15 protein-coding genes are annotated in these 19,853 nt (G+C 71.4%); 5 read left to right on the top strand and 10 right to left on the bottom strand.

What is annotated here, in order from left to right; genetic code table 11:
* Positions 1 to 299: 299 nt before the first annotated feature.
* On the bottom strand, positions 300 to 788 hold the full coding sequence (locus tag ACTXG6_RS41625; RefSeq protein ID WP_445184800.1) for an Lrp/AsnC family transcriptional regulator: 489 nt from the start codon (positions 786 to 788) through the stop codon (positions 300 to 302).
* Between the two features lie 105 nt (positions 789 to 893).
* Here ACTXG6_RS41625 and ACTXG6_RS41620 point away from each other — a divergent pair, with 105 nt between their 5' ends.
* Positions 894 to 2,171 carry an amino acid permease gene (locus ACTXG6_RS41620; protein WP_445184799.1) on the top strand — a complete coding sequence of 426 codons (1,278 nt, stop codon included), beginning with the start codon at positions 894 to 896 and terminating at the stop codon, positions 2,169 to 2,171.
* Here ACTXG6_RS41620 and ACTXG6_RS41615 read toward each other — a convergent pair.
* Positions 2,147 to 3,469, bottom strand: coding sequence for a phytoene desaturase family protein (locus ACTXG6_RS41615; RefSeq protein WP_445184798.1), 1,323 nt, complete (start codon positions 3,467 to 3,469; stop codon positions 2,147 to 2,149). The two genes, ACTXG6_RS41620 and ACTXG6_RS41615, sit on opposite strands and share 25 nt — an antisense overlap.
* Before the next feature lie 84 nt (positions 3,470 to 3,553).
* Here ACTXG6_RS41615 and ACTXG6_RS41610 point away from each other — a divergent pair, with 84 nt between their 5' ends.
* The gene (locus tag ACTXG6_RS41610) at positions 3,554 to 4,981 is read left to right on the top strand and encodes an acyl-CoA synthetase (protein WP_445184797.1); all 1,428 of its coding nucleotides are present in this window, start codon (positions 3,554 to 3,556) and stop codon (positions 4,979 to 4,981) included.
* A 381-nt stretch (positions 4,982 to 5,362) separates the two neighbouring features.
* Here ACTXG6_RS41610 and ACTXG6_RS41605 read toward each other — a convergent pair whose 3' ends face one another.
* A complete protein-coding gene (locus tag ACTXG6_RS41605; protein ID WP_445184796.1) occupies positions 5,363 to 6,031 on the bottom strand; it encodes a TetR/AcrR family transcriptional regulator in 669 nt (222 codons plus the stop codon).
* A 114-nt stretch (positions 6,032 to 6,145) separates the two neighbouring features.
* Between ACTXG6_RS41605 and ACTXG6_RS41600 the strand changes: the two genes are divergently transcribed.
* Positions 6,146 to 7,000 carry an oxygenase MpaB family protein gene (locus ACTXG6_RS41600; protein ID WP_445184795.1) on the top strand — a complete coding sequence of 285 codons (855 nt, stop codon included), beginning with the start codon at positions 6,146 to 6,148 and terminating at the stop codon, positions 6,998 to 7,000.
* A gap of 646 nt (positions 7,001 to 7,646) precedes the next feature.
* Here the strand turns inward: ACTXG6_RS41600 and ACTXG6_RS41595 are convergent.
* Positions 7,647 to 8,459 carry an alpha/beta fold hydrolase gene (locus ACTXG6_RS41595; RefSeq protein WP_445184794.1) on the bottom strand — a complete coding sequence of 271 codons (813 nt, stop codon included), beginning with the start codon at positions 8,457 to 8,459 and terminating at the stop codon, positions 7,647 to 7,649.
* Between the two features lie 24 nt (positions 8,460 to 8,483).
* Between ACTXG6_RS41595 and ACTXG6_RS41590 the strand changes: the two genes are divergently transcribed.
* Positions 8,484 to 9,122, top strand: a complete 639-nt coding sequence (locus tag ACTXG6_RS41590) for a VOC family protein (protein WP_445184793.1) — start codon at positions 8,484 to 8,486, stop codon at positions 9,120 to 9,122.
* Positions 9,123 to 9,179: 57 nt separating this feature from the next.
* Here ACTXG6_RS41590 and ACTXG6_RS41585 read toward each other — a convergent pair whose 3' ends face one another.
* The 6 genes from ACTXG6_RS41585 to ppc all read right to left on the bottom strand — a co-directional run bounded on the left by ACTXG6_RS41585 (position 9,180) and on the right by ppc (position 18,023).
* Entirely contained in the window at positions 9,180 to 10,376 is a 1,197-nt protein-coding gene (locus ACTXG6_RS41585) for a flavin reductase (RefSeq protein WP_445184792.1), read from the bottom strand.
* 131 nt (positions 10,377 to 10,507) lie between these two features.
* Entirely contained in the window at positions 10,508 to 11,710 is a 1,203-nt protein-coding gene (locus ACTXG6_RS41580) for an acyl-CoA dehydrogenase family protein (protein ID WP_445184791.1), read from the bottom strand.
* Positions 11,707 to 12,831 (bottom strand): acyl-CoA dehydrogenase family protein, encoded by a 1,125-nt coding sequence (locus ACTXG6_RS41575; RefSeq protein ID WP_445184790.1) that lies wholly within the window; start codon positions 12,829 to 12,831, stop codon positions 11,707 to 11,709. The genes ACTXG6_RS41580 and ACTXG6_RS41575 overlap by 4 nt, the downstream gene beginning before the upstream one ends.
* A 167-nt stretch (positions 12,832 to 12,998) precedes the next feature.
* Positions 12,999 to 13,694, bottom strand: a complete 696-nt coding sequence (locus tag ACTXG6_RS41570) for an HAD family hydrolase (protein WP_445184789.1) — start codon at positions 13,692 to 13,694, stop codon at positions 12,999 to 13,001.
* Between the two features lie 5 nt (positions 13,695 to 13,699).
* A complete protein-coding gene (locus ACTXG6_RS41565; RefSeq protein WP_445184788.1) occupies positions 13,700 to 15,097 on the bottom strand; it encodes an ATP-dependent 6-phosphofructokinase in 1,398 nt (465 codons plus the stop codon).
* A gap of 22 nt (positions 15,098 to 15,119) precedes the next feature.
* Complete coding sequence (ppc, locus tag ACTXG6_RS41560; RefSeq protein WP_445184787.1) at positions 15,120 to 18,023, bottom strand: phosphoenolpyruvate carboxylase; 2,904 nt, start codon at positions 18,021 to 18,023, stop codon at positions 15,120 to 15,122.
* Positions 18,024 to 18,521: 498 nt separating this feature from the next.
* Between ppc and ACTXG6_RS41555 the strand changes: the two genes are divergently transcribed.
* Positions 18,522 to 19,754 (top strand): DUF222 domain-containing protein, encoded by a 1,233-nt coding sequence (locus ACTXG6_RS41555; RefSeq protein WP_445184786.1) that lies wholly within the window; start codon positions 18,522 to 18,524, stop codon positions 19,752 to 19,754.
* The last annotated feature ends 99 nt before the right edge of the window (positions 19,755 to 19,853 follow it).

Raw genomic sequence — 19,853 nt, 5'->3', positions numbered from 1 at the left:
GGGGGTTGCTGAGGTTGCTGCTGTGCCGGATAGCCGGGAGGAGGGGGATTCTGGGATGGCCGGTGGGGTGGGTGTTGCTGGTGTGGCCGGCGGGGTGGGTAGCCGTTGTCATTCATGGCTGAGTGCCTCCTCCGAGCCGGCTCGGCGATCGCCGACGGCATCCGTCCCGGAGGACGTGCGAAGAGGCTCTCAGAAATGGTGCAAGGCCTGCATGCTGCATTCTGTTGATGTCGCTGACCGGTAGCTGCCCCCCGAAGGACGCGGCGCTCCCGCTGAAGAGGGCTCGGGTACGGGTCGCGCTACGACCGTTGGGCCAGTTGGTCGAGGGGGAGGGCGCCCCGGCTCAGCACGGTGCGGATGGCGAACGTGCTGCGCGCATCGACGACCGGGCCGATCGCGAGCACCTTGTCGAGCAACAGTTCCTCGTAGGCCGCCAGGCTCGGCACCACGGCCTCGACCAGGAAGTCGGCCTCGCCGGAGACGACGTGGCACGCGACCACGGCCGGGATCTCGCACAGCGAGGCCTCGATGTGCCGCGAGGTCTCCCGGGAGTGCTGCTCGACCTTGAGCGCGATGAACACGGTCAGGCCGAGGCCGGCGCGGTCCCGGTCGAGCTCGGCACGGTAGCCGGCGATGATGCCGGCGGACTCCAGGGCCTTGGTCCGCCGCAGGCAGGAGGACGGGGAGAGCGCTACCGCGTCCGCCAGGTCGACGTTGGCGATCCGACCGTCCCGCTGCAGGCGATCCAGGATGGCGCGATCTGTCTTGTCCAAGCTCTGTTCCGGCATAGCATGCAGCCTATCGGACGATACCTCGCATAATCGTGCGTGATGTGGGTGCTGAATGCGCATATTTGCCATCGCGTGCCGGGCCTTTCGGAGCACGCTGTGCGCATGACCTCAGCACCGACCCTGTCGACATCGCACGGCGCCGCGCTCTACGTCGGAGCGCTGCTCGGGCCCAGTCTCCTGCTGCTCCCGGGCCTGGCCGCCGCGCTGGCCGGCCCGGCGTCGATCGTGGCCTGGCTCGGCCTGTTGGCATTGTCCGGGCTGCTCGCCGTGGTGTTCACCGCGCTGGGCACCCGGCTGCCGAGTGGGGCCGGAGTGGCCGGCTACGCGGCGGCCGGCCTCGGTGCCCCGGTCGGGCGCGCGGTCGGTTGGTGCTTCCTGGCCGCCGTGGTGTGCGGTGCGCCGGTCGTCTGCCTGATCGGCGGCAGCTACGGCGGCGTGCTGCTCGGCGGCGGGCGGACGGTCAGTGTTGCTGCGGCGGCACTGCTGCTCGGTGTTGTGCTGGCGCTGACCTTCGGCGGCGCGCGGACCACCACGACGGCGCAGTTGGTGCTGGTCGCGGTGCTGATCGGCCTGGTGCTGGTCGCGGTGCTCGGGTCGGTGTCGGCGGCCAGGGCCACCAACTGGACGCCGTTCGCGCCGCACGGTTGGGCGTCGGTCGGCGGCGCCGCCTCGGTGCTGATGCTGTCCTTCGTCGGTTGGGAGGCCGTCGCGCCGCTGACCGCGCGACTGCGCGAGCCGGCCCGCCAGCTGCCGCGCATCATGACCATCGCGTTCGTGCTGACCGCGGCCATCTACCTCGCCCTGGCCGGCGCCACGATCGGGGTGCTCGGCACGGACGCCGGCACGCCGGTGCCACTGGCCGGCCTGCTGCGGGTGGCGGTGGGTTCGGTCGGGCCGGCCATCGCGGCGGTGGCCGCCGTCGCGCTGACGCTGGCGGCCACGAACGCGTACCTGACCGGTGCCGCCGCGCTGGCCGCCGAGCTGCGCGCCCGCCGGGCCACCGAGCCCGCCGGCCGTCCCGGCCCGCGCGGTCGCCGCCTGCAACTGGGCATCGCCGCTACCGGCGTGCTGCTGCTCGGCGGCGCGGCCACCGGTCTGGTCAGCACCGCGCAGCTGGTGGCGCTGCCGACGACCCTGTTCCTGACCGTGTACCGGGGCTGCACCGCCTCCGCCGCCCGCCTGTTCGCCGGCCGGCTGCGGGTGGTCGCCGTGTTGGCCTGCGGCACCGTCGGAGTCGTGCTGGTGTTCACCGGTTGGACCCTGGTCGCCGCGTTGCTGGTCGCCATCGCCGGGGCGGCCGGCCCTCAGCTCCGACGCCGGCCTCAGCTCCGGCGCCGGCCCCGGGTGCACGCGACTCAGGTGCGGGCGGCCGCGGGGTAGTGCTCGGTGACCTTGTCCACCACGATCTTGGCGATCTCGGCGCAGGCGGTGGTACCGCCGTTGCCGTACTCCTTGACCGCGTCGCCCACGTTCCACAGGTTCGGGATCGGCGTCTCACTGGGCAGGTCGAAGCCGGAGACCGCGCGTTGCGGCGGCCAGCCGTCGCGCATCACCGCGACCGAGAGCACCCGGGCCTCGTCGAAGCCGGGCACCTCGTCCCGCAGGTCGGCCATGATCAGCTCGGTCTCCGCGTCGGCGTCGAAGTCCCCGACGGAGGGCTTGGGGACGCCGGCGCCGGCGTAGAGGTGCCAGCCGGGCGGCGCCATCTCCGGGCAGGTCGCGGTGAAGTTGGCGATGTAGCAGAGCCGGCGGGTCTTGCCGAAGCTGGTCAGCCCGGGCGCCTCCAGCAGGGGGCGCTCGCTGGCGAAGTTCACTGTGATCATCCCGCACGGCCGGGACCGGGCGCGCATGTCGGAGACGTACTCGGCGGGCAGGTCGGGGGTCAGCTCGGCGGTGGCCACCGGACCGATATCGCTGACCACGAACCGGCAGTCCACCTCGACGGTCTCGGTCTGCTCACCCCGGACCCGGTCGATCACCGCGCCGGTCACCAGACCGTCGGACACCCGCAGCGACCGCACCGTGGACGACAGCCACACCTCGCCGCCGTGCAGCGGGACCACGTCGGCCAGCGCGCTCATCGCGCCGACCGTGCCCTCGGGTGCGAAACCGAACTTCTTGAACGCGCTCTTGCGGGTGAAGTAGGTGAGGAACACCCGCGCCGGCAGCTCCTCCGAGCCGACCGCGAACACCGAGGCGCACATGTTGCGGAAGACCGCCTGCACGTTCTCGTTCCGGGTGTACCGACCGACCCAGTCGGCGGTGCTCAGCTGGGCCTCGGGCAGCCCGCTGTCCTCCCGGGCCGCGCCGAGGCCGCTGAGCAGCTTGGCGCCCTGGCGGGTCAGCTTGCTGAGCAGGAAACCCCAGCCGCCGCCGGTGATGTCCAACGTCTTGCCGCCGATGCGGTACATCAGCGGCGGCGACGGCATCCGGACGTCGTAGGTGGCACCGACCTCGGCGAAGGTCTGCTCCATGATGCCGCCGAGCTCCAGCACGATGGCGCCGTTGTTGACCTTGAAGCCGTCGATGTCGTGGGTGGATGCCCGGCCGCCCACCTGGTCCAGCCGCTCCACCACCAGCGTGCGGTACCCCTGATGGGCCAGGCGGGCCGCCGCGCAAAGCCCGCCGGCGCCGGCTCCGATCACCAGGGCGTCAACGGCGTGCTCGGTTCCGGTCATAGATTCTAATCTAGATAAAAAACTGGTCCCGGGTCAAGGCGCGCTCCCCGGGTGCGGACCGGCCGTGCGACGTAGGGTGGCTGGGTGGCGGCGCCTTCATCCCTGTTCGGGGCAATCGATCGGTCCGACGACCGGGTCTCGGTCAGCGTCGGCGGGGCCGGCCTGCGTCGGGGGGAGCTGTTCGCCGCGGCGGCCGCGGTGGCCGACCGGGTCCACGGCGCCCCGGTCGTGGCGGTGCACGCCGAGGCCACCCTGTCCACCGTGGTCGCGGTGCTGGGTTGTCTGCTGGCCGGCGTCCCGCTGGTGCCGGTACCGCCGGACTCGGGGCCGAAGGAGCGGGCGCACGTACTGCGCGACTCCGGCGCCGCGCTGTGGCTGGGCAACCCGCCGCCGGACGGCGACGAGCGCCCGGAGGTGGTGCCGGTCGACCCGGCCGCCCGTTCGAGCAGCACCTGGCCGGTGCCGGCGACCGACAGCACCGCGATGATCATGTACACCTCAGGCACCACCGGCAGCCCGAAGGGCGCGCTGATCTCGCACCGCGCGTTGGCCGCCGGCCTGGACGGGCTGGCCGAGGCGTGGGCCTGGACCGCCGACGACGTGCTGGTGCACGGTCTGCCGCTGTTCCATGTGCACGGGTTGATCCTCGGCGTGCTGGGCGCGGTGCGGGTGGGCAGCCCGCTGGTGCACACCGAGCGGCCCCGCCCGGCCGGCTATGCGGCGGCCGCCACCGAGCACGGCGGCACCATGTTCTTCGGGGTGCCCACAGTGTGGTCCCGGATCGCCGCCGAGCCGGCCAGCGCCCGGGCGCTGAGCTCGGCGCGGCTGCTGGTCTCCGGCAGCGCGGCGCTGCCGCCGTCGGTGTTCCGCGACGTCCGGGAGCTGACCGGGCACGCCCCGGTCGAGCGCTACGGGATGACCGAGACCATGATCACGATCGCGGTGCGGGCCGACGGTGAGCGCCGCCCCGGCTGGGTCGGGGTGCCGATCGACGGGGTGCGCACCAGGATCGTGGACGACGCGGGCGTGGCTGTCGCGACGGACGGCGAGACCATCGGTGACCTGCAGGTACAGGGCGACTGCGTGTTCGACGGCTACCTCCGCCGCCCGGAGGAGACCGCGAAGAGCTGGACCGAGGACGGCTGGTTCCGCACCGGTGACGCCGCGGTGCTGGACGCCGCCGGCTACCACCGGATCGTCGGTCGGCGGTCCTCAGACCTGATCAAGACCGGTGGTTACCGGGTCGGGGCCGGCGAGGTAGAGGCCGCACTGCTGGACCACCCGGGGGTGGCCGAGGCCGCGGTCGTCGGCCTGCCCGATCCGGACCTGGGGCAGCGCATCGTGGCGTTCGTCGTCGTCGAGGCGGACGGTGCGGGGGCCAGGGCCGAGCAGCTGATCGAGCACGTCGCCGGGCAGCTGTCGGTGCACAAGCGCCCGCGCGAGGTCCGGCTGGTGGACAGCCTGCCGCGCAACGCGATGGGCAAGGTGCAGAAGGCCCGGCTGCTCGACTGACCTTCCCAGTGAGGTTCCGCCTCGGACCGCCGAGGTGGGTGGTTGAGCTGGGCATTTCGTTGATCGGCTTGATTTTGCGCAGGCTCGCACGGGGACGCCGGGGTCGGGCTGGGTCTGTGCTCGGGATGGAGCTGCCGGGGTCACAGTCGGTGACCAGGCGGGTTGAATCAGGCCGCGGACCTGAGGACGGGGCTGCACCGAGGTCGACGTGAGTCTGGTTCTCAGCGAAAATTACCGGACTGGCGTTGGTCTCGGTGACGACGGACGCACCGGGATCGACACCTGGCCGCCCGCTCGGTGACGCGGCGTCACCCCGCCCCCGCTTCGCCGAAGCCCGATTATCACTCTGCCAAGTGTCAAAGTTTCCACGACGAAGGGGCGCTATGGCTGGTTGACCAACGGCACCAGGTAACGGCGGGCGAACGCCCGCATGTCCTCGTCGGACTCGCACGGGATGCAGCTGGCCGGGCTGAGCAGGAACGACGTGGTGATCCGGGTCATCAGCTCGGCAATCGGTTCGACGTCGAGAGCCGCCAGCTGGCCGGCATCCCTGGCCCGGCCGAGGTGGTAGGCCAGGAAGCTCCGGACGACGGCGTGGCCCAGCTCGGCGCGCACCGTCATGAACGGCAGGATGACCTGCGGCTCCACCCGCAGCAGCCCGCCGAGCAACGGGTGCTCCCTCGCGAAGCGCAGCGCGAAGGCGAAACCCTCGACGATGCGCTGCTCGATCCCGGGCACCCCGCTGACCGCCAGCTCCAGCGCGGCGAGGCAGCGCCGGCACTCGCGCAGCAGAACCGCCTCGATCAGCGAGTTCTTGTTCTCGAAGCGCCGGTAGATGGTGACCCTGGCCAGCCCGGCACGGCGTGCCACGTCGTCCATCGTGGAACCGGTCAGTCCGGTGTCGCAGAACTGGGCCAGTGCGCCGTCCAGGATCCGTTCCGCGATCGGGTCGACGTCCGGGGCCGCGGCGAGCGCCCTGGCCAGTCGCGCGACGACCGGTGGCGGGTCGGCGAGGCCCAGTGGGGCTGGTTGCGCGGAGCCGGCGGACACCCGCTCACTGTACGGATAGTCACCACCGGGGACGGGCTGTACAGCACCAGGGATACAACATTACTATTTCTGTATCTCGGGCACGGCAACCGTGGGTCGACAAGGAGGTCGGCGATGGCGGACTTCGGGCTGTTCGGTCCCGACTCGGTGACCTGGCGGGTGCACACCGATCCGGTCCTCGCGGTGGCCGGTTTCTACGCGCTCGCCGTCCAGTCGCTGCAGCCGCCCGCCATGTGGGGCACGTACCAGAACTCCAGCCTTTTCGACCGGCAGCAGGCGTTCGCCCGGCTCATGCGCACCGGCGACTTCGTGGCCGTCCGGACCTTCGGCAGCACCGCCGAGGTGGACCAGATCGGCCGCCGGGTCCGGAAGATCCACACCCGGCTGCGCGGGCACAACCCGGATACCGGCGAGGAGTTCCGGGTGGACGAACCGGAGAACCTGCTCTGGGTGCACTGCGGCGAGATCATCGCCTACCTGCGGGTCGCCCAGCGGGCCGGCATCCTGGTGACCGATGCCGAGGCCGATGCCTACGTCGACGAGCAGCGCCGGGCCGCCGCGGTAGTCGGGCTCGACCCGGCCGGGGTGCCGGGCTCGGTGGCCGAGCTGGATGCCTACTTCCAGCGGATGCTGCCTCTGCTGCGGCTGACCGAGGAGGCCCGCGCCGGCTTCCGGATCTGGGCGAACGCCCCGGTGCCGCTCTGGCTGGCCCCGCTCAAGGTCGTCTACCCGACACTGGCCGCGCTGGCGTTCGCACTGCTGCCGGGCTGGGCGCGCGGCCTGTACGGGTTGCCGCCGTGGGAGTACCCGCTGTTGGACGCGCCCGCCACGGCCGCCCTGCGCGCACTGCGGCTGGCCATGCTGGCCACTCCGGAGCGGTTGCGGGCCGGGTCGCCGATCCAGCGTCGCTACACGAACCGGGCGCTGCGGCTGATGCGTGCCGACCGTCCGGTGCCGGCCGCGGCCTAAGGCTCCTTGGTCGTGGGAACTATGGCGCTAAGGCGAAGTTTTCTGGTGGTGGCGGCGGTGGTCGATCATGGAGACAGGTGGTCGCGAGGGCACGCCACACCCTCCGAACAGGACACAACCACCGCGGTGACGCCCCGTCACCGACAGGCCGGCCTGGCGCAGACGCTGGCGCGTCCATTGCCACCGAGACCAACGTCAGTCCGCTATTTTTCGCTTGGATCCAGACTCAGGTTGACTTCGACGCAGCTCACTCCTGGGGCAGCGACCTGAGGTCGATCGACCGGTCATCGACTGTGACTGCCGTGGCGTAGCGGCGGGCGGCGGTCTGTCGATCATGACCGCGAGTCCCCGGCGTGAGCTCGGTCGAATCAGGTCGCTCCGCGGATCGCCCAGCTCAGCCTCCACCTCGGCGGTCCGAGGCGCAGCCTCACCGGGAGGGCCCAGGACGATGCCGCTCGTCGCGAGCGGTGATCCAGTTTGATGCCCCGCAAGGCGTGTGTCGTCTTCGGAGTGGCCGATACCGCTGTTGTATTCGGCCACGACGACGACGCCGCGAGGCGCCGACTGGGCGCTGCGCGGCAGAGCATGCATTCTTCCGGCGCGGGACACTAGGGACCGGCGCCGACCGTCCGGTGCTGGCCGCCGCTTAGCGTCCGGCCGCGGCGGAGCCCGCCGTGGCGTGTTCGCGCAGCAGCGCGGCGGCCCGCTCCGGCTGCTCCCACCAGAACAGGTGGCCGACGCCGTCGAACAGCTCCAACCGGGCGCCCGGGACCAGCCCGGCGATCAGCTCGCCCTGCGCGGAACCCAGCATCTCGTCGGCGGTGCCGTGCAGCACCAGGGTGGGCGTGGAGACGGTGGGCAGCTGGTCCCGGGTGTCGTGCGCCAGCGCCGCCTGGAACTGCATGCCGGCCACCACCGACGGCACCTTCACCGCGAGGCTGGTGGCCTTGAATATGTCGAAGTGGCCCGGGGCGGCGGCGTAGGCGGGCGACAGGTTGGCCTCGAACGACACCCGCAGCGCGAGCTCCGCGTTGCGGGTGGCCATTGCCGCCACGACGCGCCTTGGCACCTCGGGGTCGATGCCGGCCGACCCGCCGGCGGTACTGCAGCCGATGGCCAGCGTGCGCACCGCGCCCGGGTGGCGCAGCACCAGCTCCTGGGCGACCATGCCGCCCAGCGAGATGCCGAAGACGTGCGCGTCGGACCAGCCGAGCTCGCCGATCAGCCCGGCGGCGTCGTCGGCCAGGTCGGCGATGCTGAACGGCTCGTCGGCGCGGTCGCTGGCTCCGATGCCGCGGTGATCGGGCGCGACCACGTCGAAGTGCGGTTCCAGCAGCTCCAGGAACGGCTCCGTCCAGAACTGGTGGTGGCCGCCCATCCCCTGCAGCAGCAGCAGCGGCTCGCCCGCCCCGCGCCGGAGGTAACTGACTCGCCGCCCGTTGACTCGCGCATCCGCCACGAGATCGACACTAGTGTCTTGACCGTGCTGGATCATCTCGTCTTCGCCGCTCCCGACCTGGCCGCCGCGGTCGCCCAGTTCGCCGAGCTCACCGGGGTACGGCCCATCGCGGGCGGGCGACACGTCGGGGTGGGCACCGCCAACTACCTCGTCGGCCTTTCCCCGGCGGGTGTCAACGGGGCGGACAGCGCGTACCTGGAGATCATCGGGCCGGACCCGGAACAGCCGGAGCCGGCCGCCCCTCGCCCGTTCGGGATCGACGAGCTCACCGCACCCCGGCTGGCCAGCTGGGCGATCCACCCCGCTGACCTCGACGGCCACGTCGCGGCCGCCCGCTCGCACGGCTACGACCCGGGGCCGGTACGGGCGATGTCCCGGGCCGCCCCGGACGGCGAGCTGCTGCAATGGCGGCTGACCTGGGCGGACCTCGAGGCGGGCGCCGGCCTGGTGCCGTTCCTGATCGACTGGGGGGCCACCCCGGCGCCGCCCAGCCGCGGGCTGCCGCAGGTCGGTCTGGTGAGCTTCGAGGCGACCCACCCCCACCCGGAGCGGGTCCGCCCGGCGCTCGATGCGCTGGCCGCGACGCTCCCGGTGCGCGCGGGCAACCGGGTCGCGCTGACCGCCGTGCTGGCCGGCCGGCACGGCCCGGTCGTGCTCACCTGAGCCCAGGGCCGTGTGCGGACCGCCGCGGCCGCGCGCAGGGCCGGCGCGGCCGCGCGGTCAGTCCGCGGTGACGCCGGCCCGCTCGCCGAGTGACTTGGTGATCGCCTGGGCGGCGGCGCGCACGATCTCCAGGTACCGGTGCACGTCGGCGCCGGTGCACGGGTTCGGCAGCCCCCAGAGCGTCAGCGACAGCACCGCGGTGCCGTCCGGTGCGAAGACCGGCACGCTGAGCAGCCGGACGTCGTAGTCGGTGGCGTCGTCGAGGTCGTGCTCCGGCTCGAACCGGTAGACCAGCTCGGTGCCGAGGCGTTGGACGTGCGCCCGGCTGTCCGGGTCGCCCTCGGAGTAGCGCTGCAGCGCGTCCAGCAGCTCGGTGTGCGTGTCGTCACCGAGGCTCAGCGACCAGCCCCGTTCCCGGACCCTGGCCAGCAGCTGGAGGTGCTGGGCCCGCTCCTCGTCGGTGAGCGGGCGGCCGGCGCGGGCCAGCCAGGCCTCCACCTCGGCGTCGTCGGCCCAGGCCAGGAACGGCGTGCCGATCGGTGGTACGAACGGCATCCGCTGCCCGACCCGGGTGAACTCGGCACCGCCGGACGGGGTACCGGCGCTGGCCAGTACCACCAGCTGCTCGCCCACCGGGGCGATCGCCACGCACTCGGTGCCGACCTCGGTGGCCACCCGCTCCATCTCGGGGCGGGAGAGGTCGGCCAGGCGCAGGTGGCTGATGAAGTCCGCCTCCGGCAGCGCGACCAGCGACGAGGGTGAGAACCGGCCGTAGCCGCCCTGGAAGAAGACCAGCGGCAGCCGCTCGCCGTGCGCGTCCAGCTCGCGGACCCGGCCCATCACCAGGTAGTGGTCGCCGGCGTCCGTGATCGACTCGAAGTCGCAGTCGATCCAGGCCGCCACGCCGTCGATGCGCGGTGCGCCGGACCCGGCCGGGGACCAGGCCACTCCGGCGAACTTGTCGCCGCCCCGGGTGGCGAAGGCCCGGCAGACGTCTTCCTGTTCGTCGGCGAGCACGTTGACGCAGAAGCTGCTCGCGGTGCGGATCTTCGGGAAGCTGGTGGACGAGCGGTCCGGCAGGAACGCCACCAGCGGCGGGTCCAGTGACACCGAGGTGAACGTGCCCACCGCCATGCCGGCCGGCTGACCGTCCTCGTCGATCGCGGTGATGACCGTGACCCCGGTCGGATAGCTACCCAGCACCTGCCGGAATCGCTGCCCGTCGATCTGCCCGTCGGTGGACCGCGCTGTCATGCCGCCTCCAGTCGAAGCGTCCGCCTTCCCCAGCATGGACCATCGGTCCCGGATCCAGCTGGGGAGTGGCCGGGCTCACCCGCGGTCGTGAGTGGCTGGCGTTGCTCTGGCAACGCCAGCCACTCACGACGTCAGCGGGGGACGTCTTTCCAGGCAACGTCGCGGTCCACCCTCGGCTCGCCGGGGAGGCCGAGTACCCGTTCGCCGAGGATGTTGCGCATCACCTCGGAGGTGCCGCCCTCGATGGAGTTTGCCAGCGAGCGCAGCCACGCCCGGCGGATGTCGGTCGAGCCGCCGGCGCCGGAGGACCGGTCCGGCCGGGACATCTCGTAGCCCTCGATCTGCATGCCGTCGTTGCCACGCAGGTCCACGCAGAGCTCGAAGATCGCCTTGTTCAGCTCGGCCATCTGCAACTTCGCGATCGAGCCCTCCGGACCGGGCACCTTGGCGCCGCGCTGGGCGGCGGCCCGGACGTTGGTCAGCCGGGCGGCCTCCGCCCTGGTCCACAGCCGCACCAGCCGGTCCCTGGCGGACGCGTCCGCGCGGCCGGCCGCCGCCGCCTCGCGGAACTCCGCGACCGCCGCCCCGATCGCGCCGGCACCCCGCCGGGAGCCGCGCCGGCCGATCGCCACCCGCTCGTTCATCAGCGTGGTCATGGCGACCCGCCAACCCTCGCCGACCGCACCCAGCCGGTCCGCCGCCGGTACCACCGCATCGGTCAGGTACACCTCGTTGAACTCGGCCTGCCCGGTGAGCTGGCGCAGCGGCCGAACCTCCACCCCCGGCGTCGTCATGTCCAGCACGAAGTAGCTCAGACCCCGGTGTTTGGGCAGGTCAGGATCGGTACGGGCGACCAGGAGACCGCGCCGGGCAACGTGCGCGAACGACGTCCAGATCTTCTGCCCGTTGACCACGTAGCCGTCGCCGTCCGGGATCGCCCGGGCGCCCAGCGCGGCCAGGTCGGAGCCCGCGCCCGGCTCGGAGAACAGCTGGCACCAGATCTCCTCGCCGGTGAACAGTGGTTTGAGGTACTGGGCGCGCTGCTCGTCGGTGCCGTGCGTGTGCACGGTCTGCGCGGCCATGCCGAGCCCGATCACGTTGCGCGGCAGCCAGTCCTCGCAGCCCGCGTCCAGGAACAGCTGCTCGACCATCGGGGCCAGTGAGGAGTCCAGGCCGAGCCCGCCGAAGCCCTTGTCGAAGTGCACGTAGGCCAGCCCGGCGTCGAACCGGGCGGCCCGCAGCTCGCGGTCGTCGGTGGTCTCCGGCGGGTGTTCGGTGAGGAAGTCCTTGACCAGCCGCTCGACGGCTGCCTCGTCGCTCGCGATCTCGCTCATGCCAGCACCTCCGGGATGTCGAGCAGTGTCGCCAGGCGGGTCCGGTGCGTGGACGGGGTGCCGAGGAACAGCTGGGTGCTCTTCGCCCGCTTCAGGTACAGGTGGGCCGGGTGCTCCCAGGTGAACCCGATGCCGCCGTGGTTCTGGATGTTGTCCAGGGTGACCTTGGTGTAGGCCTCCGAGCAGACCGAGCCGGCGAGGCTCGCGGCCAGTGCCAGGTCGTCCGGTTCGTGCACGGCGGCCCAGGCGCCGTAGTACGCGGCCGAGCGGGCCGACTCGACCTCGACCAGCATGTCCGCGCAGCGGTGCTTGATGGCCTGGAACGAGCCGATCTTGCGCCCGAACTGCACCCGGGTGTTCGCGTACTCCACCGACATCTCCAGCACCCGGGCGGCGCCGCCGAGCTGTTCACAACCCAGCGCGACCACGGCCTGGTCCAGTGCCACCCGCAGCTGATCGAGCACCGCGCCGGGGGTGCCCACGGCGGTGGCCGGGGTGCCGTCGAACTCGAGGGCGGCCAGCTTGCGGGTGGAGTCCAGCGGGGTCAGCGGGGAACGGGTCAGGCCGGCCGCCGAAGCGGCGTCAGCGACCGCGAACACGCCCAGCCCGTCCGGCGTGGCGGCGAGCACCAGGATCAGGCTCGCGCCGGCGGCGTCCAGCACCAGCTCGGCACTGCCGGTCAGCTGCCAGGTCCCGCCGTCGCGGCTCGCGGTGATCGTGCTGGCCAGCGGGTTGGCGCCACCCCACGCCAGGGTGGCCACGGTGGTGCCGGCCGCGATCCCGGGCAGGTACGCCTCGTTCGCCGCTTCGTCGCCGAGGCAGAGCAGCGTGTTCGCGGCCAGTACGACGGTGCCGAAGAAGGGGGCGCAGAACAGCGCGCGCCCCATCTCCTCCAACACGACGCCGAGCTCGACCAGGGAGGCTTCCGAGCCACCCCAGCGCTCCGGGATGATCAGACCCTGCAGGCCCAGCTCCTCGGCGGCCTGGCGCCAGACGGCCGGGTCGTAGCCGGTCTCGGTCTCCATCAGCCGGCGGACCTCCGCCTCGCTGGAACGTTTCTCCAGGAAGCCGCGTACTACGCCGCGCAGCTCCTCCGCATCGGGCCCGGGGATGAACTCCACAGACTCCTCGCCTCCTTGCGACCGGTCACACGGCCGATGAACCCAGCACTTTCCGGCAGCTTAAGCCGAAAGTGACGACGTGGCCCCCTGATCATCCGCGCGTCGCCGAAGGCCGTGGTCAGGGCCCGCCGTGCCGCGGAAGCCGGGCACTGGGCGCCGGTGCCAGGTCAGGGTTGCCGGATGCCGATCTCGTCGAGGTGCGCGAGCAGGTCCGCCGGGTCGTTGTACACCCGGTACGCGCCGGCCCGTTCCAGCTCGTCACTGCCGTAACCGCCGGAGAGCAGCCCGACGCCCAGCGCTCCGGCCCGTCGGGCCGCGAGCAGGTCCCAGACGCTGTCGCCGACCACGATCGCGTGCCGGACGTCCACCCCGACCTTGGCCGCGGCGGCCAGGAACAGGTCGGGGTCGGGCTTGGCGTGCCGGACCTGGTCCCTGGTGATCATCGGGGTGTCCTCGGGAAGGCCGAGCAGCTCCAGCGCCGGCCGCGCCGAGACGGCCTGGCCGCTGGTGGCGATCGCCCAGGTCACCCCCTGTTCGGTGAGGGTGGTGAGCAGCTCACGGGCGCCGGGCAGCGGGCGTACCGACTCGCGCAGCCTGGCGTAGGCCTCGGCATGCGCGGCGGTGAGCTGGCGTAGCTGCTCGTCGGTCAGCTTGCCGCCGATCTCGCGGCGCAGCGCGGTGACGAACAGGCCGCCGCTCATCCCGATCCGGCGGTGGATCGTCCAGATCGCCACGTCCAGGCCGAACTGGCTCAGTGCCTCCCGCCAGGCGAGTACGTGCTGGTAGACGCTGTCGATCAGGGTGCCGTCCAGGTCGAACAGCAGCGCGGGTGGTGGAGTCGACACTGGCTCGTTGGCGGACATGGGGTTCAGCCTGCCGCGGCGACCCGCTTCTTGCGAGGCCTGGGCGGTTCGGACTCCGGGCCGAACCGCATCGGCTGCCCGGTCGCCTCCAGTACCGACATCCACAGGTCGCCGTGCGGGTCGACCTGGTTGCGCCGGCTCACCGCGAGCGACATCGGGATGTGCACGAACCGCCGGCGCAGCCGGCCCACCACCATCGCGGTGCGCCCGGACATCGCCGCGTGCACCGCGTGGTTGGACAGGCGCAGGCAGTACGCCTTGTCGTAGGCGTTCGCCGGCACGCTGCGGATCGCGTAGCTGGGGTCGATGTAGCGCACGCTCGGGGTGACGCCGTCCGCGACCAGCCGCTCGATGATGCGTTCCCGCAGGTACGGGCCGATGTCGCGGAGCGTGGTGTTGCCGGAGGCGTCGGTCGTGGCTGGACCGGCCTTGCCGTTGGCGGCGGTCGGCACCAGCATCTCCTGGCCGGCGCCCTCGGCGACCACCAGCACCACGTGGCCGCGCTCGCGCACCCGGCGCCGGACGTACTCCAGCAGTCCGTCGTCGCCGTCCAGGCCGAACGGCACCTCGGGGATCAGCACCACGTCGGCGTCGTGGTTGGCCAGCGCCGCGTAGCTCGCAATGAACCCAGAGTGCCGCCCCATCAGCTTGACCAGCCCGACCCCGTGCGGAGTGGACGTGGCCTCCACGTTCACCGCCCGGATCGACTCGGCCGCCCGGGAGAACGCGGTCTGGAAGCCGAAGCTCTGGTCGATGTAGGGGATGTCGTTGTCGATCGTCTTGGGGATGCCGACCACGCTGATCCGCAGCTCGCGGTCGGCGGCCTCCTTGGCGATCTGCATGGCCCCGCGCATCGACCCGTCGCCGCCGATCACGAACAGCACGTTGATGTTCAGCCGCTCCAGGCAGTCGACGATCTCCTCCGGGTCCTGGTGGCCGCGCGAGGTGCCCAGCACGGTGCCGCCCTCGCCGCTGATGTTGTCGACGTACTCCGGGGTCAGGTCCACGATGCCGTGCCCGTAGGAGGCGATGAACCCCTGGTAGCCGTTGCGGAACCCGGTGACCCGGCGGACGCCGTAGTGGTTGGTCAGGCTGCGCACCAGACCGCGGATCACGTCGTTCAACCCGGGGCAGAGCCCGCCGCAGGTGACGATCCCGGCCCTGGTCTTGGACGGGTCGAAGAACAGCTTCCGGCGTGGCCCGCACGGTTCCAGGCTGGGCAGCTCGGCCACCGACGTGCCGCGCGACACGGCCATCGAGAGGGTGTCGTCCAGCAGTACCCGGTCATGCTCGCTGACGTAGTGCTCGGTGGTGCGCCAGGCGTCGAGCATCCCGGCCAGCGGGGACTCGATCCGGGCCGGCCCGAGCGTCGCGATCGACAGGTCGGGTACCGCGGCGGTCATGTGTTTCCCTTTCTCTGGGCCCTCATCCAGTGTTGCGCAAGCCGGCGACGATGCCGTTCACGGTCAGCAGCAGGGCCCGGCGCAGGTCCGGGTCGGTCTCCGCCGCGTCGCGCCGCCGGGCCAGCAGGGCGACCTGCAGGTGGTGCAGCGGTTCCAGGTAGGCCGCCCGTACCTGCAGGGTGCGGCGAAGCTGCGGGTAGCCGGCCAGCGGGATGTTCTGCCCGGTGAGGGCCAGGACCTGGGACAGTGTCCGGTCGTGCTCAGCGGTGATCATCTCGAACAGTGGCTGCAGGGCCGGGTCGACCAGCGCGGAGACGTACGAGCGGGCGATCCGCAGGTCGGTCTTGGCCAGGGTCATCTCCACGTTGCCCAGCAGGTTGCGGAAGAACGCCCAGTCCCGCATCTCGTCCAGCGTGGACCCGAGGCCGGCCTCCCGCGCCACCTGCAGGCCGGTGCCCAGCCCGTACCAACCGGGCACCACCATCCGGGTCTGGGTCCAGCCGAACACCCACGGGATGGCCCGCAGCCCGTCCAGGCTGGCCTTGCCGCTACCGGGTCGCTTGGACGGGCGGGATCCGACGTTCAGCGAGCCCAGCTCGTCGACCGGGGTGGCCGAGGTGAAGAACTCGGGTAGCCGGGGATGCCCGACGAACTCCCGGTAGGCGGTCTGAGCGGCCTCGCTGACCACCTGCATCGCCTCGTTCCAGCGGTCCAGCGTGGACGCCGGCACCCGGGAGGTCTGGTGCAGCAGGGTCGCCTCCAGGGTGGCGGCCAGCATGATGGTCAGGTTGTGCTCGGCGAGCTCCGGCAGCGAGTACTTGTCCGAGATGACCTCGCCCTGTTCGGTGACCTTCATCCGGGCGTCCACCGCGCCGTAGGGGGAGGCGGCCACCGCTTCGGCGGCCGGTCCGCCGCCTCGGCCGACCGAGCCGCCCCGGCCGTGGAACAGCCGGACCCGCACCTGGTGTGCCGCTGCCACGTCCCGCAGCTGGCGCTGGGCCTTGTGGATCTCCCACTGCGAGGTGGTGATGCCGGCGTCCTTGTTGGAGTCGGAGTAGCCGAGCATGACCTCCTGCAGGTCGCCCCGGGCCCGCACCAGCTCGCGGTAGCCCGGGTCGGAGAGCAGCTCGTCCAGCAGCTCACCGGCCTTGCGCAGCTCGGTGGCGGTCTCGAACAGCGGCACCAGGTCCAGCTTCGACCAGCTGTTCTCGGGGTCGTCCGTGCTGCCGACCCCGAGCAGGCCCGCCTCCCGGGCCAGTACCGCTACCGCGAGCACGTCGTCGGCGCCCTGTGCCATGGACACGATGTAGGTGTGCGCGGCCGCCTCGCCGAAGGTCCGGTGCGCCTCGCGCAGCGTGTCGAACACCGCGAGCACCTCGGCCGCCTCCGGGTCGGGCACGTCGAACCGGCCGGTCAGCGGGCGGTGGCTGAGCAGCTCGACGGACAGTCGGCGGGTGCGGCCGGCACGGTCCAGCTGGGCGTAGCCGTTCTCGCCGACCTGGCGGTAGAGCGCGGCCAGCGCCGCGTGGTGGCGTTCGGCGTGCTCCCGGATGTCCAACGCGGCCAGGTGCAGCCCGATGGCCTTGGCCACCCGCAGCACCCTGGCCACCGTGCCGTCCGCGATCCGGCCGCCGAGGTGCCCGCGCAGTGAGCGGTCCATCACCTCGAGGTCGGCGATGAACTCGTCGGAGCCCAGGTAGTCGATGCCGGGCCGGTGCGGCTGGTCGGCGGCGATCCGGTCGCGGGTGTTGGCCAGCCGCGCCAGGATGTAGGAGCACTTGAGCCGGTAGGGCTCTTCGGCGTTGAGCCGGATGTAGCGGTCGTAGACCTCGGGCAGCAGCCGGCGGTCCTGGGCCAGCGACTGGCGCAGCCCCTCCGACATGCCGACGATCCGGGTGGACACGCCGAGCTCCTGGACCAGTTCGTCGAGAAGCGTGGTCTGGATCCGCAGGGCCCGGTCGGCGTAGAGCCGCAGCGCGTCCATGGTGACCGCGGGGGAGACGTTCGGGTTGCCGTCCCGGTCGCCGCCCACCCAGCAGCCCAGCTGGATCGGCCGGGCCTGCTCGGGCAGCTGCAGCTCGGCGGCCTCCAGCGCGAGGTCCAGCTGCTCGAGCACGTCGGGCACGGTGGATTCGCCGAGCCGCTCCAGGTAGTAGGCGATCGCCCTGGTCTCGTCCGCGACGGTCGGCTTGCCCGGCCGGATCTCGTCAGTCTGCCAGAGCAGGTCGATCAGCTGAGCGAGCCGGCGCTCGGTGTGGGGATCGGCGGCGGTGGAGCCGGGTCCCCGGTCCAGGACGTCGGCCACCTGGCGCAGCGTGCTCAGCACCGACTGGCGGGAGGCCTCGGTCGGGTGCGCGGTGAATACCGGGCGCAGCTCGGTGCGGCCCAGCACCTCGGTGAGCGCCTCACCGCCGACCTCCTTGGTCAGCCGGCGGATCAGCTCGCCGAGCGGGTCCGCGCCGGTCTCGTCGGCGATCTCGCGTGCCCTGTGCAGCTGTTCGGCCACGTTGGCCAGCAGGAAGAATGTGGTGAAGGCCCTGGCCAGCTGGGTCGCGGTGCCCGGGTCGACGCCGGCGAGCAACCGGTCCAGCTCGGCGGCCGCCGCCGGTGCGCCCGATCCCCGGTCGCGGCCCGCGATCCGGTCGCCGCCGGCCACTTCCCTGGACAGCGTGCGCACCCGTTCCACCAGCTCCAGCAGCTGTGCACCCCCGTGTTGCGTGAGGGTCTGACCGAGGAGGCTGCCCAGCCGGCGGATGTCGGCGCGCAGCGCGTTGTGCGCCGGTTCGGACACCACACCGGCGTGTCGGGCCTGCGTGTCCCGGCTCTGGACGTTGTGGCGCTGGCTGTTGCGCCGGTCGTCGTCGTCGCGTTGCAGTTCGTAGCGTTGTAGCTCGTCACGTTCCTGGTCGGTGGGCTCGACGGTCACGGGCGTGCTCCCCACTGGCTGCGGTCGGACTGCTGCGCCCGCTTCGGCGAGGGCGTCACTGGCACCGCTTCTGAATCAATCCCTGAATGGATTGAGTATCCCGCCCCTCCGGCCTCAATGCGAGTGGGTGGCGCGCAAACCTTGTTTCCGGTCCTCAGGTGGCCGCCTGCTGGGCTGGTGGGCTCGGTGGGAGCTTGGTCGGTGTGGCGGCGGTCACTGTTGGGTGCGTGTCGTCCGTGCTCCGTGACTTGGTTCCGGTTCGGTGGCTGGGCGCGTTTTACCGACGCTTTGGACGGGACAGGGGTCAGTTAGGTCGGTCTGGTGTCTGCCCTTTTTGTTTGGGTCGGGGACGCTTGTCGGGGACGTCCGGCGGGGTTCGCGGGAAAATCATGAAATCTTTTTTCGGGGGCGGCGGTATCGGTCCGGGAATTGTCGGGGCTCTTTGCCATAATTCTGGGTATGTCGGAGGGTTCGATTGTTGCGGCGCGGCGGGTGGTCATGGATTCCATGGCCGCGCTGCGCGCACTCGAGCGCTCCGGTGATGCGGAGTGTCGGATTGATGGGTTGAAGAGTTACCAGGTTTTACGGCGCCAGTGTGAGTACGACTCGTTGATGCTGGTTGCCGGGTTGGATCGGGACGGGGAGTTTCTCGAGCGGGGGATGCATTCGGCGAATGCCGTGGCGGATCTGCTCGGCCTGAGCCAGCGGGACGCGCGGCGGATGGTGGCGGTGGCCGTCAGTGTGTTCCCCACCCGGTCGTTGGTGGGTGAGGTGTTGGAGCCGAAACTGCCGGCGACGGCGATGGCGTTGGGTGCGCTGGAGATTGATCTGGCGCATGCTGAGGTGATCGAGTCGGTGCTGGCTACGGATGCCGCCCGGCGGATCACGGTGGAGCAGTGGGTGGCAGCGGAGGTGTTGTTCGCCGACTGGGCGCGGCAGTACAGCCCGGAGTTGTTGGCCCGCAAAGCCCGCGAGGAACTGGACCTGCTCGATCAGGATGGTGCGCCGCCCGGTGAGGACGATCCGCAGGTCAACGAGCTGCACCTGGCCAAGTCCCGCCACGGTGTCGGCGGGAAGATCAAGGGCCAGTTGGACTCGGCGACGTACGAAACGGTGGCCCGGGCGATCGGGGCGATCCTCAAACCCGCCGCCGACGAGAACAAGTCCCTCGGGCAACGTCAGGCGGATGCGCTCGGGGAGATCTGCGCGCACACCCTCGACGAAGGCCGGCTACCCGCACAGGGCGGCGAGCGCCCACATGTCGCGATCACCATGGGCCTGGAAGCGCTGAAGGCCGGGTTGCGCGGGGCGAACCTCGAACTCGGCGGACATATCGGGCCGGGTGAGGTACGCCGGCTCAGCTGCGACGCCCAGATCACCCCGATCGTGCTCGGCGCGAACAGTGAACCGCTGGATGTGGGCCGGGAGAAACGGTGTGCCACGTTGGCACAACGTAAAGCGGTCGCGGTTCGGGATGGTGGTTGTGCGCATCCGGGGTGTGACCGGCCGCCGAGTTCCTGCGAGGTGCACCATATTGTGCACTGGGTCCATCACGGTGAGACAAAACTCGACAATTTGGTGATGTTGTGTTGGACCCATCATCGGATGGTGCACCAGTCCGACTGGGAAGTCCGAATGCGCGACGGGCTCCCCGAGTTCATTCCGCCAAAATGGATTGACTACTCACAGACACCCCGCCGCAAACCGCGGCCGGTTCGCATTCGGAATTGAGGCCGGACCCGCGCTTGGCTGAGGACGTCCCCGGCGATTCGACTCCGTGTGCCCACGTCACTGCCCGGCCAACATGGATCTACCAGACTTCGCCCTAGC

Source organism: Pseudonocardia sp. Cha107L01 (assembly GCF_052566575.1).
The sequence above is the reverse complement of the archived record's forward strand: the minus strand, read 5'-3'. Positions and strand labels throughout refer to the sequence as shown.